At 67.9% G+C, this 15,856-nt stretch carries 13 protein-coding genes; 8 read left to right on the forward strand and 5 right to left on the reverse strand.

Annotated elements, in window-relative coordinates; genetic code table 11:
* Window positions 1-136: 136 nt before the first annotated feature.
* From OV427_RS25445 to OV427_RS25460, 4 genes are all read left to right on the forward strand, one after another.
* Window positions 137-1,279 carry an SMP-30/gluconolactonase/LRE family protein gene (locus tag OV427_RS25445; protein WP_267858760.1) on the forward strand — a complete coding sequence of 381 codons (1,143 nt, stop codon included), beginning with the start codon at window positions 137-139 and terminating at the stop codon, window positions 1,277-1,279.
* Window positions 1,280-1,302: 23 nt separating this feature from the next.
* On the forward strand, window positions 1,303-2,106 hold the full coding sequence (locus tag OV427_RS25450) for an SDR family oxidoreductase (protein WP_267858761.1): 804 nt from the start codon (window positions 1,303-1,305) through the stop codon (window positions 2,104-2,106).
* Between the two features lie 133 nt (window positions 2,107-2,239).
* On the forward strand, window positions 2,240-3,472 hold the full coding sequence (locus tag OV427_RS25455; RefSeq protein ID WP_267858762.1) for a styrene monooxygenase/indole monooxygenase family protein: 1,233 nt from the start codon (window positions 2,240-2,242) through the stop codon (window positions 3,470-3,472).
* A gap of 131 nt (window positions 3,473-3,603) precedes the next feature.
* Entirely contained in the window at window positions 3,604-4,140 is a 537-nt protein-coding gene (locus OV427_RS25460; RefSeq protein WP_267858763.1) for an RCC1 domain-containing protein, read from the forward strand.
* Between the two features lie 375 nt (window positions 4,141-4,515).
* Here the strand turns inward: OV427_RS25460 and OV427_RS25465 are convergent, their stop codons facing one another.
* Window positions 4,516-5,649 carry a DUF3103 domain-containing protein gene (locus tag OV427_RS25465; RefSeq protein WP_267858764.1) on the reverse strand — a complete coding sequence of 378 codons (1,134 nt, stop codon included), beginning with the start codon at window positions 5,647-5,649 and terminating at the stop codon, window positions 4,516-4,518.
* A 584-nt stretch (window positions 5,650-6,233) separates the two neighbouring features.
* Between OV427_RS25465 and OV427_RS25470 the strand changes: the two genes are divergently transcribed.
* On the forward strand, window positions 6,234-7,460 hold the full coding sequence (locus tag OV427_RS25470) for a cytochrome P450 (protein ID WP_267858765.1): 1,227 nt from the start codon (window positions 6,234-6,236) through the stop codon (window positions 7,458-7,460).
* Window positions 7,461-7,803: 343 nt separating this feature from the next.
* Here the strand turns inward: OV427_RS25470 and OV427_RS25475 are convergent, their stop codons facing one another.
* The 3 genes from OV427_RS25475 to OV427_RS25485 form a co-directional block, all read right to left on the reverse strand.
* Window positions 7,804-9,969, reverse strand: coding sequence for an FG-GAP-like repeat-containing protein (locus OV427_RS25475; RefSeq protein ID WP_267858766.1), 2,166 nt, complete (start codon window positions 9,967-9,969; stop codon window positions 7,804-7,806).
* Between the two features lie 592 nt (window positions 9,970-10,561).
* Window positions 10,562-10,915, reverse strand: a complete 354-nt coding sequence (locus OV427_RS25480) for a hypothetical protein (protein ID WP_267858767.1) — start codon at window positions 10,913-10,915, stop codon at window positions 10,562-10,564.
* A gap of 284 nt (window positions 10,916-11,199) precedes the next feature.
* Window positions 11,200-11,541, reverse strand: coding sequence for an Lrp/AsnC family transcriptional regulator (locus tag OV427_RS25485; protein ID WP_267858768.1), 342 nt, complete (start codon window positions 11,539-11,541; stop codon window positions 11,200-11,202).
* 171 nt (window positions 11,542-11,712) lie between these two features.
* On the opposite strand from OV427_RS25485, the gene OV427_RS25490 reads away from it, so the two are divergent.
* The 3 genes from OV427_RS25490 to OV427_RS25500 all read left to right on the forward strand — a co-directional run bounded on the left by OV427_RS25490 (window position 11,713) and on the right by OV427_RS25500 (window position 14,297).
* Window positions 11,713-12,465, forward strand: a complete 753-nt coding sequence (locus tag OV427_RS25490; RefSeq protein ID WP_267858769.1) for a Dickkopf N-terminal cysteine-rich domain-containing protein — start codon at window positions 11,713-11,715, stop codon at window positions 12,463-12,465.
* 105 nt (window positions 12,466-12,570) lie between these two features.
* Window positions 12,571-13,449 (forward strand): hypothetical protein, encoded by an 879-nt coding sequence (locus tag OV427_RS25495; RefSeq protein WP_267858770.1) that lies wholly within the window; start codon window positions 12,571-12,573, stop codon window positions 13,447-13,449.
* 125 nt (window positions 13,450-13,574) lie between these two features.
* A complete protein-coding gene (locus OV427_RS25500) occupies window positions 13,575-14,297 on the forward strand; it encodes a hypothetical protein (RefSeq protein ID WP_267858771.1) in 723 nt (240 codons plus the stop codon).
* A 174-nt stretch (window positions 14,298-14,471) separates the two neighbouring features.
* Here OV427_RS25500 and OV427_RS25505 read toward each other — a convergent pair whose 3' ends face one another.
* Window positions 14,472-15,575 (reverse strand): hypothetical protein, encoded by a 1,104-nt coding sequence (locus tag OV427_RS25505; protein WP_267858772.1) that lies wholly within the window; start codon window positions 15,573-15,575, stop codon window positions 14,472-14,474.
* Window positions 15,576-15,856: the final 281 nt, after the last annotated feature.

The raw sequence follows: 15,856 nt of genomic DNA on the forward strand, positions 1-15,856 counted from the left end.
GCGGTGCTGCCGGACACCGCCGAGGCCCTGGTGGCTCCGGCGCTCGGCCTGACCCAGCCGTGGCGCTCCTGTCCGTCTGAATAGCGCCGCGCGTGCGAGCATCGGATGCCGATTCGGGTTCGGGCAGAATGCGCCCATGCGAAGAATCCTGACCGTGCTCCTCGTCCTGCTGGTGGCTCTCGCCGCCTACCTGCTGCTGTGGCCCGTTCCCATCCAGCCGGTGGTGTGGAGCGCCCCTCCGGACCCGGGCTACCAGGGGCCCCATGCGGTGAACCACAAGCTGGCGGGGTTGAAACATCTCGAGCTGGGCGAGGACGTGGGCCCCGAGCACGTCGTCATCCGCGACGGCCACGTCTACGCCGCCGTGCTCAGCGGCGCCATCGTGCGCCTGGCCCCCGATGGCGCCTCGCGGGAGGTGGTGGTGAACACGGGGGGACGGCCGCTGGGCTTCGATTTCGATGCCCGGGGCGACATGATCATCGCGGACCCGATGCGGGGATTGCTCAAGGCCACCCATCTCGGAGCGAACGCGAAGATTGACGTGCTGGCCGACACGGTGGACCACCCCGTGAAGGGAGACCCCATCCTCTATGCCGACGGCGTGGTGGTGGCGCCCGACGGCCGCATCTACTTCACGGATGCCTCGCGCCGCTTCGCTCCCACGAAGTGGGGTGGCACCTTCAACGCCAGCGTGCTCGACATCCTCGAGCACCAATGCACCGGGCGCCTGCTCGAGCACGCGCCGACGGCGAAGACCACGCGCGTGGTGATGACGGGCCTGTGCTTCCCCAACGGGCTGGCGCTCTCCGAGGACGGGAAGTCCCTGTTCCTCACCGAGACAGGCGAGTACCGCATCTGGAAGGTGGCCGTGGATGCGAAGGAGTTGGATGCGAAGCAGCTGGCGGCCCAGCCGAGCGAACAGGCCCGGGTGCTGCTCTCCAATCTGCCCGGCTACCCGGACAACCTGATGCGCGGGCAGGAGGGTCGCATCTGGGTGGGCTTCACCAAGCCTCGCGGCGCCTTCGTGGACAAGGCGGCCGGCAAGCCCTGGCTGCGCGCGCTCTCGGTGCGGCTGCCCAGGTCCTTGTGGCCCGTGCCGAAGCCCTATGGCCACGTCTTCGCGTTCGACGAGGAGGGCCGCGTGCTCGTGGACATGCAGGACCCGAGTGGCGCCTACCCCGAGGCCACCGCCGTGACCGAGACGGACGACCGGCTCTACATCCAGAGCCTCCACGCGAAGACCCTCGGATGGATGGACAAGAAAGCCGCGGGACTGTGAAGACACGACACGGAGGAGACATCATGACCAAGGCCACTTTCCAAGGTTTGTCAGGCAAGACCGCCATCGTCACCGGCGGCGCCACCCTCATCGGCGCCGCCGTGGTGCGGGCACTGCACGAGCAAGGTGTGAAGGTCACCCTGGCCGACATCGACGTCACCGGTGGCGAGGCGGTGGCCGCGAGCTGCGGTGAGGGCGTGTGGTTCCGAGCCACCGACATCACCGATGACGCGCAGGTGCAGGCCTGTGCCGATGAGACGGCGGCCCGCTTCGGCGGCGTGGACTTCCTGGTCAACCTGGCCTGCTCCTACGTGGATGAAGGCTTCAAGTCCTCGCGCGCAGACTGGCTGGGCACCCTCGACGTCAACGTGGTCAGCGCGGTGATGATGCTCAAGGCGGTGCATCCGCACATGAAGAAGGCCGGACGCGGCGCGGTGGTCAACTTCGCCAGCATCTCCTCGCGCGTGGCGCAGCCCGGGCGCTGGCTCTACCCGGTCAGCAAGGCCGCGCTGGTGCAGCTCACCCGCAACATGGCCATGGACCTGGCGCCGGACCACATCCGCGTCAACAGCGTCTCGCCCGGCTGGACCTGGTCGGCCGTCATGAACAAGCTGACGAACGGCGACAGGGCCAAGACCGACCGCGTGGCCGCGCCCTTCCACCTGCTGCGCCGCGTCGGCGACCCCGAAGAGGTGGCGCAAGTGGTGCTGTTCCTGTGCTCGGACCATGCAAGCTTTGTCACCGGCGCCGACTACGCCGTGGACGGTGGTTACTCGGCCATGGGTCCCGAGTCCTACGAGCCCGCCATCCCCAAGCTGATGGAATGAGCGACACGGCCCGCGCGCTCCGCCGCCGGGCGGGCCGCTGGCCGGGACAATTCGAAGGGACGCGGCCGTGCCTGGGACGGCAGGGCCCTGAAGCCGCTATGGTTGTTTCACGGTCCCACCAGGAGGCGGAAGCATGCGCAACATCATGATTGTCGGCGCCGGGCAGTCCGGGTTGCAGCTGGGCATCAGCCTGCTCAAGCGCGGCTACCGCGTCAGCATCTCCAGCAACCGCACGGCGGAGGACCTGCGCACCGGCAAGGTGCTGTCCAGCCAGTGCATGTTCCACGACAGCCTGCAGCTGGAGCGCGACCGTGGCCTGAACTTCTGGGAAAAGGACTGCCCGCCGGTCGAGGGCATCGCCTTCAGCGTGCCGCACCCCGAGCTGCCCGGCGAAAAAGCCCTGAGCTGGGGCCACCGTCTGGACCACTACGCACAGTCGGTGGACCAGCGCGTGAAGTTTCCCGGCTGGATGGAGGAGTTCACCCGCCTGGGCGGCGACCTGCGCATCCACGAAGCCAGCATCGACGACCTGGAGCAGTGGACGAAGACCTATGACCTGGTGTGTGTGGCCGCCGGCAAGGGTGCACTCACGCGGCTGTTCGAGCGTGACGCCACCCGCAGCCCCTACAACGAGCCCCAGCGCGCGCTCGCCCTGACCTACGTCCACGGCATGAAGCCGCGCGCCGAGTTCTCAGCCGTCAACTTCAACTTGATTCCCGGTGTCGGCGAATACTTCGTGTTCCCGGCGCTCACCGTCAGCGGCCCGTGCGACATCATGGTGTTCGAGGGCGTGCCCGGTGGCCCCATGGACTGCTGGGGAGACGTGTCGACGCCGGCCCAGCACCTGGCGCGCTCCAGGGAAATCCTGGCCAGGTTCCTGCCCTGGGAGGCGGCGCGCTGCGAGCAGGTCGAGCTGACCGACGCCAACGGCATCATGACCGGGCGCTTCGCCCCCACGGTGCGCAAGCCGGTGGGCCAGCTGCCCAGCGGGCGCATCGTCATGGGCATGGCCGATGCTGTCATGCTCAACGACCCCATCACCGGTCAGGGCTCCAACAACGCCGCCAGGTTCTCCAACGCGGTCGAGCAGGCCATCGTCGGCCATGGAGGCAAGGCCTTTGACGCCGCCTTCATGAACCAGACCTTCGAGTCGTTCTGGAACAGCTACGGCACCTTCACCACGGGCTGGACCAATGCCCTGCTGATGCCGCCGCCGCCCCATGTGCTCAAGGTGCTGGGCGCGGCCAGTGGCGCCCCGCGGGTGGCCCGGCGCATCGTCAACGGCTTCAACGACCCGACCGACTTCGTGAACTTCTTCATGACGCCGGACAAGGTCGACGCCTACCTGGGAGCGATGCCGGCCTGACAGCGCGCGAGGGCTGAGGCTCGCGCACCGGAAGGCCAGGCTTTCCGGTGCGGCGACGCGGGCAGCCCGGGAGCTCCTTTCAGTGTCCCGCGCTCGGCCAGCTGCTTCTTCCCCTGTCCGACCTGCACGGGATGCTCGCCGTAGCGCTGGCCCAGCTGGGCCAGACGCTCCTTCTCCCGCACCGCCTCCAGCGCCACGCGCGCCTTGAACGCCGCGTCGAACCGCTTCCTGCTCCGCTGCTTCACGGACAGGCCACGGCGCCCGCGGGCACCTTCAAGCAGCTCAGCGCGGGCCTCTGGCATGCGTGTGGCGTGCGGACCGATGACTCCGTGGCCTGCTGGGGCGCGAGCTGGAACGGCCAGGGGCTGCCTCCGGCCGGGGCCTTCAGCCATGTCACCGCGGGCGCCTCGCACAGCTGCGGGGTGAAGGTGGACGGCACGGCGGTCTGCTGGGGCGACAACTCCTCCGGGCAGGGCACCGTCCCGGCCTCGGCCTTCCAGCAGCTCAGCGCGGGCGACGACCACACGTGCGGGGTGAAGGCGGATGGCACCGTGGCCTGCTGGGGGGGCGCCTACGCCGGAGAGAACGCGCCGCCCCCGGGCACCTTCAAGCAGGTGGAGGCCTATTCCTTCCTCAGCTGTGGCGTCCGGACGGACGACACCACGTAAAGGCGGAATTGGCGGCCACGTTCACCTCGGCGTCCGGTAGCCCCTCTGTGCGCCCCGCTCGGACGCTGGCGGGCCGTGGCCCTCGAGGGGGTGCGCGGCCCCCCGCCGCCCGCCTGCGCGCGCACGCCTTGCCTGTCGGGCGGCCTCTGTGGCCCAGCCGGTGCCGGTGAAACCGAGGTGTCGGGGGGCCTCTGCCCTTCAGTGCAGCCACTCCCGTTGGGGCCTTTGAGCACCGCCAGTACCCTCCGGCGCCCGCCGCAGCCAGGACAGGTGAAGACGTCGAAGTCGAAACTGCGCTTCAGCGTCGCCGCGCGCTACCAGCGCGCGGCGCGACCTGACCTGTTCGGCGCTCTAGCTCTCGTCAAGCGGTGCTATCTACTGGCCCGCGATCGCGTACGGTCTGAGATACACAACCGCGTTGCCGCCTGCTCCGGCATGGTTGGTGTAGGTGATGCCCTTCTCCAGGGTGTAGAACGAATCAACGTAGTCGTCGTCGTTCGTGAACCAGTTGCTGGGCATGCTCTGCACCAGTCCGCTGCCCAGGGCCACCAGGGCGGAGATTTCCGGCTGGCCCACGGCCGTCAGGATCTGGCTCGCGATCGTGAACAGTGAGGCCACCAACTCCTGATAGTTGGTGTTGTCGTCGTGCTCCATGATGATCACGTTCGCCGCCGCCCAGCGGTAGCGGTCCCAGAAGATCAGGATCTGGTTCGGGTAGTAGGTCGTGCCGTCAGTATCCAGATAGGGCATGTCGACGATATCCAGCGCCGGCTCGTCGCGGCTGGGGTCGACTCCGTTGACGATGGCATAGACCTCCGCGTTACCGGAGATCCAGGGCTCCTCGTCGTCGTGCAGGTAGATGCGATCGAGCATCGTCACCGGCGTGCTGGTGGCGGTGGCGGTAGCGGTGGCGCCCACGTTCAGCGTCGGCATGGGACGCTGGCCGTAGGCCACGAGGCGCTCGCGCATCAGCTTGATGCCAGCGGCCAGGTCCTTCCGCCCGTCGATGTCCACCACCAGCACTGGTTGCTCGGGCATGCGGTGCACGTCCAGGCGGTGCACGCCGCCAAAGCGATCGAAGGCCTCGATGAATTGCCACGTGGCGTCGTTCCCATCCGGCTCGTAAGCATAGAGGGGCTCAACGCCTTGCTTCAGCAGCTCCAGCATGGAAGCACTGGCCAGACGGAGCTGCAGGAGGCTGTCGACCTCGCCCTCGAGGCCCTTGCGCTGGCGAATGTTCAGGTCCGCTCGCTCCGCCGCAGCCTTGACGGAGGCCTGGGACGGTACAGTGCTCAGCCACTGCTTCAAATCCACCGCGAGCTGCTCGCCGCTCAAGCGAGAGGCGAGATCCCTTCGCAGCGCCGCATCCTGCTTCGCAAGGGTCAGCGCCATCTCGCGCTTGTCGGCGGCCAGCGACACGCTGACGCGATTGCGCAGCGCCGCTGAATTCAAGGCAGCGGCTCGAGCCTGGGCCCCTGCGTTGAGGCCAACGAGCAGCGCGATGACCATCCCTATCCGTTTCATATGGTTCTCCGTTTGATGCGTGGGGGGGATGGGCCAGCCGTCGTACGGGCACGGCGGTCTGTCCCAGGCACGATTGAGCTTAGCCCGCATTGGGAAAGACAGGTGAAAAGTGAAAACCTTGGATGGCGCTTGAGGGCGTGAATCCTGAGCTACACGCCACTGCCGGACGCCATCGTCACGCGTGGTTCCACCCTTGCCTGTCGGGCAGCCTGTGTGGCCCAGCCGGTGCCGCTGAAACCGAGGTGTCGGGGGGCCTCTGCCCTTGAGTGCAGCCACTGCCCTTGGGGCGGGCCTCGTGCAGATGTCAGGGGCAAGGGGACGGTGGGCAACCCCAGGTGCCTCAACACCTCCTTGACGCCGGGGCCTTTGAGCATCGCCATTCCCCTCCGGCGCCCGCCGCGGCCAGGACAGGTGAAGACGTCGAAGTCGAAAGTGATGTCGCTTGACGATTTGAATCAGGCGGCCAACGCGCTCGCGGCGTTCGCGAGTTCGCCGGGTGCAACGCGGAAGACGGGCCTGCGGGGGTGCTAGAAAGGGGAGGGCCGCACCCTCCTTGCCCCCGGTGGTCCATGTCGCGTGTGTTTCCATTTTTTTCGCCGGAAGTGCAGCAGGACCCGTACCCGCTCTATGCGCAGGCCCGCGCCGAGGAGCCGATCTTCTTCTCCGAAGATCTGGGCATGTGGGTGGCCACCCGGCATGCGGATGTCACCGCGATCCTCCGCGACACGGACCGTTTCTCCTCGCGGCTCACCACCGTGAGCGTCAAGGAGCCGCCGCCCGAGGTCGTGGCCGTCATGCGAAGGGGGTTCCCGCGGACCGGCTCGATCATCCACCTCGACCCGCCGGAGCACACGTCGGTCCGGCGGAGCATGAACACCGCTTTCACCCCCCAGCGAATTGCCTCCCTGGAGGGCGCCATCACCTCGCTGGCGAACCAGCTCGTGGACTCTTTCGAGGCCACGGGTCGGACGGAGCTCATCGCGCGCTTCTGCGGCCCGCTGCCGGTGGCGGTCATCGGGGACATCCTGGGAGTATCGCGGGCCGACGTCGGCAAGTTCGGCCAATGGGCAGATGACGCAGCGCGCTTGCTCATGAGCGGTCAGCTGCCCACCCATGAATGGGTGAGCGCGGCCGAGAGCGTGGTGGCCATGCAGCACCATCTCGCGGATCTCATCTCCGCGCGCCGGAGCACGCCAGCCGACGACCTCCTCACCACGCTCATCCAGACGGCCACGGCTCCGAACGGTCAGCTCGACATGGCCAGGGCTGTCAGTTATGCGACCGCGTTCGTGTTTGCGGGCCACAAGACCACCACGGACCTCCTCGGCAATGCCCTGCGCCTCTTGCTCCTGCATCCCGAGCAGCTCGCGGCGCTCGTGCGCGATCCGTCCCTCGCCGCCGCCGCCGTGGAGGAAACCCTTCGCCGGGACTGCCCGGTTCCTGGGACCGCCCGTGTCGCCAATGTCGACGTGAAGATAGGAGACGTCACCATCCCCAAGGATGCGCGGATCCTCGTGCTCCTGGGTTCTGCCAATCACGATGAGAGCGTCTTCGAGGACCCCTCGAGGTTCGAGTTGGGGCGCGCCGGTTCGGGCGAGCACCTTGGGTTTGGCCGTGGTGTGCACTTCTGCCTCGGTGCCCCCCTTGCGCGCCTCCAGGGGCGCGTGGCGCTCTCCGTGCTCACGCAGCGCCTGCCAGGCCTCCGCCTCGCGGACGAACGACCGGTGAAGTTCTGGCAGGTCACCATGTTTCGGGGCCCCGTGTCCCTCGAGGTCGCCTGGGACGTCAAAAAATAGCTCACCGCGCTCGCGCTCGCTGACGCCATGAAGAACGAGGGCAGGGTGCGGCGAGTGGACTGCCACGGCGGTATCGCGGTGTTGTTCAGCAGCACCGCCGTGTATCCCGCGAGCAGCATGCCCAACAGAGCGGCCGAACAGCCCGCGACCTTCCCCGTGACGCCGAGCACGCCGCGTGGTCCTGCACCCGTGTGGAATACAGCCTCTGTGGAGGTGGGGTCGGGTCAGGCGCCTGCGCGTCTTCCGGTGCGCCGCGTGCGAAGCACGCGGCGCACCGATTCTCCTACCGAGACCGCGCTGAAATCGGGGCACACCGCCCCATGGCGGTATCGCGGACAGCGACTCAGAGTCCGTTGGGGACCACGGTCACGGTGCCGGAGCCCCTGTTGGTCAGGATGAGATCGGCGTACCCGTCCGCGTCCATGTCCGCGGTGGCGATGGCGTTGAGGCCAGGCGAGGCGCCGGTCGTGACGACGGTGCCCGAGGTGAAGCCTCCGTTGCCGTTGCCGGTCATCGGGCGGACGCCGCCCGAGGCCGTTGTAACGAGGATGTAGGCGTCGAGCTTGCCATCGCCGTTGAAGTCATCGGCCACGACGCCCAGCGCCGAGTTGGCGGCCGTAGTGGCCGCGGCGGCGGACTGAGCGCCGCTCGCGAAGGTGCCGTTGCCGTTCCCCTTGAAGAAGAAGAGGAACCGGCCGGCCGCGCCGTTCGAGAGGATGTCGAGCGTGCCGTCGCCATTGGCGTCGCCGAAGGCGATGCCCGCCGTCTGGCCGTTGGCGGAGTTGCTGTAGGAGACGGGTGCGGCGAACGAGCCGTTGCCCTGGTTGATGAGGACCGACAGGCGTGCGCTGGCGGGGCTCGTCACCACGAGATCGGAGAAGCCATCGCTGTTCAGGTCACGGCAGGCGATGGTCGACTGCACGCCGCCGGTGTTCGGGATGCCGATGAACGTGGGCGCGCCGAAGCTGCCCGCGCCGGTGCCGAAGAGCACGCTCACCTGGCTCAGGGTCACGCTTGTCGTGGCGATGTCAGCCACCCCGTCGTGATTGAAGTCCCCGGTGCAGAGGTGGACGGAGCCCGGGGTGCCGGTGGTGAAGCTCGTCGGCGCGCCGAAGGTCCCGGGCGCGCTCGGGCCCAGGTTCTTGTAGACGCTGATGTTTCCGTTGATGAGGAGCAGGTTGGTCTGACCGTTGACGGTGACGGCGTCGAGCCACCCGTCGCCGTCCACGTCCACGGCCACGACCGCGTTGCTGGAGAGCGAGGCGCTCCCGTAGTTGACCTCCGACTGGACGCTGGCGTCGCCGTTCCCCAGGAAAACGGAGAGCGAGCCGGAGGGGGTCAGGATCGATCCGGATTCGGCGTTGGCCACCAGGATGTCGAGCTTGCCGTCGCCATTCACATCGGCGACCGCCGGGGCCAGCGGGCTGTGGTTCGCGGGGGAGCTGACCGGCGTGCCGGGGACCTGGCCGGGGGGGGCGGCCTGGCAGGTGGCGTTCGAGCAGATCTGGCCCGTCGAGCACACGATGCCGCAGGCGCCGCAGCTATCGGCGTCGCTCTGGAGGTTCACCTCGCAGCCGTCGGACGAGTCCCCGTTGCAGTCCCCGAGGGTGCCGGCGCAATCCTGGCAGTTGTTCCCCTCGTAGGTGGGCGCGCACTCGCAGGTGTAGCTACCCACGCCGTCGATGCAGGTGCCACCGTTCAGGCACGGGCTTGCGGCGCACTCGTCGATGTTGGTGCAGGTCACGCCGTCGCCCTCGTACCCCGCGTTGCAGGCACAGGTGAAGGAGCCCGCGGTGTTGGTGCAGGTGGCGTTCTCGTTGCAGTTGTCGGTACCGGCGGCGCACTCGTTGACGTCGGTGCAGGTCACGCCGTCGCCCTCGTACCCCGCGTTGCAGGCGCAGGTGAAGGAGCCCGCGGTGTTGGTGCAGGTGGCGTTTTCGTTGCAGTTGTCGGTACCGGCGGCGCACTCGTTGACGTCGGTGCAGGTCACGCCGTCGCCCTCGTACCCCGCGTTGCAGGCGCAGGTGAAGGAGCCCACGGTGTTGGTGCAGGTGGCGTTCTCGTTGCAGTTGTCGGTACCGGCGGCGCACTCGTTGACGTCGGTGCAGGTGCCGCTCTGGCACGTGAGGCCGTCGCAACAGGGGACCGTGGCGTCGCACGGCGCGTTCACGGCCAGGCAGCCCTGGCCGCTGCACGTCGGGTCGTAGAGCGGCGAGGTCGGGTCGAGGCTGGTGACGAAGTCGCCGTTGTGAGCGCTGTGCGCGTTGATACACGCCTGCTCGCTAACACGGACGATCGTGTAGGGATGACTCGTCGAGCCGGTCTTGTGGCAGAGCTGGACCTTACCGTTGACATCGAAGTAATCGCACTGCTCGGCGGTGAGGGCGGAGTCGGCCGAACCGACGTACGCGTCATTGTCTCCGTCGGAGATCGGGCTGCAACCGCCGATGAGGCCGAGCAGACCGGCCCCCGCGAGCATGACGAGGCGAGAAATTGATTTGTGTTTCATTGAGATTCCCCCTGAAAGGACGCACCACGGCCTCGCGACGGCTTGCGCGGAGCTCGCGGGCACCCAAGCTGAACTGTCTTTGAATGCGGGGCTGGCTTTATTCACCCGCAGTGGAAATATATAGCGTCCATTGGCGACCTATCAATTGCCAATTCATGGCCGCGGTCAGATTCCTGCCGATTCGGCACAATGCCCGTGGTTTTCGCACAGCTAAATCCATGCATGAGTCAGCACAAACCCATTACATTCGACGTGGGTCGAACGCGCGCCAGTGGCGATAGATGATTTGTGAATGAAATAAATGGAGCGGTGGGGCTCAGCGCTCTCTGGGAGAGCGCTTCGTCGTCGGCCACGTATAGGCGGAATGGGCGGCCACTTTCACCTCGGTGTCCGGTATCCCCTCTGTGAGCCCCCTCGGACGCTGGCGGGCCGTGGCCCTCGATGGGGGGGCGGGGTCCCCGCCGCCTGCCTGCGCGCGCACTGCTTGCGTGTCGGGCGGCCTCTGCCCTTCAGTGCAGCCACTCCCCCTGGGGCGGGCCCCGTGCAGATGCCAGGGGCAAGGGGACGGTGGGCAATCATCGTCGAGCGGGGCCTACTCCTGATGGATGTCGATCCAGATTTCGTTCGACACGAACGTGTCGAGCACCGCCTGGACCCGGTATCGGCCCTTCCCGCGCGGAAGGTCGAAGAACGCCAGGTCCGCGTCGAAGGTCGTCCCCACTTCCGTGGTGTCCTCCGTCGCGGCGAGTAGCTCAGGCGTCAGCGGAGGGACCCTGGAAGGCTCCCGGAACGCAGGGCTGATGCTCATCCCTCGCGGCTGATCGAGCGCGGAGAACGTGTTCTCCCAGCGCCTGCCTCCGTCTTCCTGGGTGACGATGAGCCGGAGCCGCTCGGTGGCGCCGTGGAGCACGCCGGGGAGCGTGACGTGCGCGGTGACCATGTCCACGGGGCCCACCCACTCCGCGTGCCGTTCTGGTGCGGGCAGATGCAAGACCGCGGGGCCTTGAAGCTGGAGCTGGAAGACGTCCGTTCCGCGCACCGTGAAGGCCCTGGGAGCCTCGCTGGGCGGGGCGTGGTACCAGATCGAGCAGCGAATTCACCAGGGCCGGGTTCCCCTTCCCGGTGCGGAACATCTCGCCGAAGACTTTCTTGACCGCGTTCGCCGACCCAGGTCGCACTCCATCAGCCTCGGTCAGAGTTGCACCTGGCGGTCGCGGGCGACGTGCTTCATCACCAGGGTGGAACGCATGCGTTGTACGCCGGGTAGGGCGCCAAGGCGCTCGTCGGCATGGTCACGAAGACGAGCGCCTCGAACGTCAGGCCCACCGCGGCGGGGTCGACCAGGGCGAGGTCGCCGCGGATGGCGCCACTTGGCTCCAGCGCCCGCACCCGGCGATGACACAGGGAGACACTCAGGTGCACCCGAGTGGCCAGCTCCGTGATGCTCAGGCGACCGTCCTTCTGGAGCTGATGGCGCGGGAGATCGGCTTGCGCTCCCTGTTCCGCAACCTCGGCGAAGGGGCTGACACGCCGCCTCCTCGGGAGGGCTCGAGATCGTGCCAGTCCTGGCACGTTTCCCCGGCGGCGGTCCTGTCGCGAGCGCCTGGAGACCGCGCAACCCCGTGGAATCGAAGGGAATCGCGAGCGACGCGCGTCCCGGCACGCGCGTTGCGATGGGGTCGGGTGTCGCGCGACGGCGGAAGGCCGCCGCGATGGAACCGAACCTCACAAAGAGAGAATGACATGAAGCACCTGGTGATGAGCCTCTTCCTGGCGCTGGCGGTGGTGGGCTGCGGCAACTCCAATGAAGGCGGCGGTGATGACGGGGGAAAAGATGCCGGCCCGAACGACCCCAACTCGCAGGGAGGGGGCCTATGTAGCGCGAGCAACGCCTGTCCTTCGGGCCAGTTCTGCTTCAACGGCCTCTGCGCCATCGGCTGCCAGTCGGACGCCAACTGCGCGGCGGACCAGTACTGCGACCTGGAGGACATGGGGACTCCGGTGGCCTTCTGCAAGAAGAAGTCGGTGAGCACGTGCTCCTCGGACAGCCAGTGCGCGAGCAACCAGCGCTGCATGGAGGGCCTGTGCAGCCTGAGGCCGCCCGCGAATCCGCCCTCCTGCAACGCGAACACCTCCGACTTCAAAGACGGTTGCGACAAGTACGCGGTGTGCCTCGATCCGGATGACTCGGGCGCCCAGCAGCCCTACTGCGCCAGCTTCCCGTCGTGCCCGCAGGACGGGGTGTGCCCCGTCGGTCAGGGCGGCGCCGTGTGCAACGATGGGTACATCCCCAACAAGGGCCGCTTCTGCATGCAGGGCGCCTGCAAGGACAACTCGAACTGCCCGTCGCAGTGGAGCTGCGTGAAGCCCTTCTCCAACGCGGTGCTTGGCTTCTGCAGCCCGGGGGCCATGGGCTTCCCCTGCACCGAGAACGCCCACTGCGCCAGCGGGCAGTGCATGGCGCCGGCGCCGGGCATGATGGGCATGTGCATGTAGCCGAATGAGCTCGTCCTCCCTTGCTCCGGAGCGGGGCGAGGGAGGACCTCCCGGCGGGGGCTGTCCTTCCGCCCCCGTCCGCATAGAGTGGCCCGAGCCTTCGTGATGCGCCGACTCCTCCTACTGCTGCTGCCCGCGCTCGCCCTCTTCGTCGTCGCGGGCTGCCCGCTCGACATCCGCGTCCGCTGTGACGAGTCCACCCCCTGTGCCACTGGCGAGGCCTGTGTGCAGGGAGGGTGCGTGCGCGTGGACGCGACGCGGGTGGGAGCGGCCTGTGGCTCGGATTCGGAGTGCGGGTCGGGGCTCACTTGCGGCGCGGGCTTCCCGGACGGGTACTGCCTGCTGGAGTGCTCGGAGGGACAGGGCTGTCCGGAAGGGAGCGTGTGCGCGCCGGACCTGGGCCGCTGTCTGCGCACCTGTGGCGAAGCCTGTACACGCTCCGGGTATGCATGTGGCGCGGTTCCCAACCAGGGGGGCCCGCTCCGCGCGTGCATCCCGGAGGTTCCCGGGCCCGACGGAGGCGCGGACGGCGGGATGGACGGCGGGACGGACGGCGGGACGGACGCGCTGACGTGCGAGACGGACTTCGAGTGCCCCGCTGGGACGCGGTGCGACGATTCGCGCTGCATCCAGGGGCTGAGGCTGGGCGAGCCGTGCCGCGATACCTTCGAGTGCCCCATCTTCGCCTTCTGCCCCAAGGAGCGCCGGCGGTGCGAGGAGACGTGCAACTTGCAGGCGGGTGACATCTGCCATTTGGGATACAGGTGCGCCCCGGATGGCCAGTGCGTGGAGGACTGCACCGGCGTGCCCGAGACGCTGGGGCTGACCTGCGAGAACTCGCTGGACTGCAGCCGTTGCGGCGTGTGCTTGTCGTCGGGCGACGCGCTTCGCTGCCGCCAGCCGTGCCGGCTCGACAGGGACTGTCCGGGCGGAGCCGAGGGGGCCTGCGAGATGGTAGGGAACACGAAGGCCTGCAAGCTGTAGCAGGCCCGGGTTGCTTGCCAGGGGCCGCTCCCAGAGAATGACCCGGTGATGACGGGTGAAGTGCTTGCGGGCCGCTACCGACTCGAGCGGGAGCTGGGGCGGGGAGGAATGCTGGAGGCAACGCCATGATGGGCGCGGTGCTGCTCGCGCTGGCGCTCACCGCGTCTCCACTGGACACCATTCGCGATACCTATCAGGCCGGCGAGCTGTCCCGGGCTCGCGCCGAGCTGGAGTCCCTGCTCTACCCGCTGAGGCTGGGCGGTGATGCGCTGGAGGCAGAGGCCCACCTGCTGCTCGCGGCCACCTACCATGCGCAGGAGGAGCTGGCGCACGCGGAGGACGAAGTCGTGCGCGGGCTGGTCGTGCGCGAAGACGCTGCGGTGGACCCGCTGCTGTACCCGCCGGACTTCATCGCCTTCGTGGCGAGGGCGCGCACCGCGCACCGGGCACGCATCGCGGAGCTCGCCGCGGAGCGCCGCCCCCGGTTGGAGCCTCCGCCCACACTCATCCCTTCAGAGCAGGCACTTCCCCCCGCCCTGTCGCAAGCGTGGTACCTGGCGCCCTTCGGAACGGGACACTTCAAGCATGGGCGGCCACGTATGGGCACCGTGCTCGCGGTGACGCAGGGACTGAGCCTCGCGATCTCGTCGGCCTCGCTGGGAACGGCGCTCGCGCTACGCGGGCCGGACGGGCGCTACAGCGCACAGGACGCCGGGCGGGCAAGGACACTCAACGTGACGTACCTCGTGGGCATCTATGCCTTCGCGGCGGCCTATGCCTACGGCGTGCTCGACGGCGTGGTCCTGGCGCCCGCCCCGGCCGCGGTGCGCCAGGAGCGCGTGCCGTAGCCTCTGGACACGAGGCTCAGGTGCCGCTCGACCCGGGCGAGCTCATGAACAGGGGAGAAGTGCGAGGGAAATGCGTGCGAAAGGGGTCATGAAGCAAAGGGCCCCGGGCCGGAAGAAGGCGCACGGAAATCGCCATGGCCTGCGATTTCCGGCCCGGGGGCACAGCCCATCCGTTCAGGGGAACGTCATGTACCGCTGGTTGTTGCTCTCATTGGACTCGAACACGTCGTTCGAGACGTCCACGGTGACCCAGAAGCTCCCGGGCCAGCAGCTCGGCCCGAGGCAGGTGCTGGTCTCTACCTGCGCGCACTGCCCCGGTGCTGGCACTGGGAGCGGGGCATAGGACGGGGTCTGATAGGTCCACCACGACGTGGCGTTCATCAACCGGAGCTGGAAGCGCAGCGTGGAGGTCCCCAGGCCCTGGTTGCAGTACGACACGACGTAGGCACTGCCCTGCCGCCAGACGTTCGAAACGACCAGGTCCGGCAGCGCATAGGACGGCGTGAAGTGGGCCACCGCGTCGTTGTTGACCTCGCTCCACTCGGAGACCGCGCCGTTGACGTCCGCGGTCACCTGCACGTCGATGGTGTCGGCGCAGTTGCTCCCCACGACGATGCAGGGCAACTGGGGAGTCCAGGCGCAGGTGCCCTGGGCGGGAACCGTGAGCGGGTTGGTCATGTCGAACGACTGCCCCGTCGCCACGTTGCGGAACCGCATCGCGAAGGTGGCCGAGCTGTCGACGATGCCCCGGTTGCAGTACCGCGCATGGTAGGCCCCCGTTGTGCGGATGACCTCCTCCACCGTCAGGTCCGGCAGGGTGGGGTCCTCGCGGAAGGACACCGTCATCGTGTTGTTGTCCTCATAGGTCTCAATCACGTTGTTCGTGTCGTCCACATGCACGGTCAACGTGATGAAGTCCTTGCACCCGACCCCCAGCTGCGTGCAGGAGATGCCCCCCGTCCAGATGCAGGTACCCGGCGCCGGCACGGAAAAGGGATACACGGGGTTGGTCTGGAAGGAGGAGCCCGTGCCGTCGTTCGTCATCAGCACCGTGAAGGTGCTCTCCGAGCCGTGGGACGCCCTGTTGCACAGCCTCGCCTTGAAGCCGCCCGAGCTGCGCGAGATCTCCTCCACCGTCAGGTCCGGGAGCAAGCCCCGGGTGGCCTGCTCGGCCACGCCCAATCCGGGTGCCTCCGGCGCTTCGTCCACCGCTCCGCAGGCCACCTGCAATGACAGCGCCGCCGCCAGCAAGAGCAGCCCACCGAGCCCATGTTTCATCCTGCTTCCGTTGTCTTCGTGCATGCGACCCCCTCTGAAGAAGCAGGGTGGAAACTAGACGCATGCTCTGACATCGCGGAATGGCGGTCGGGTGCCGCGTCCGTCTGGTTCATGGCATGAGAATGTTTCATGCCATGTTTCAGGACGCGGCCCCGGTGTCTTGTTCGCCGAGCCGGGGGCGGCGATGCACCGGGGGGCGGCCCGCTGCCAAAAGACAGACACGGACTGCCGCCTGGATTGACGCCGCTCGCCGTGGGCTTCGAGATCCGGCGCACGCCCAT

Origin of the sequence: Pyxidicoccus sp. MSG2 (genome assembly GCF_026626705.1) — a bacterium.
In the GTDB taxonomy this organism is placed as follows: Bacteria; Myxococcota; Myxococcia; order Myxococcales; family Myxococcaceae; genus Myxococcus.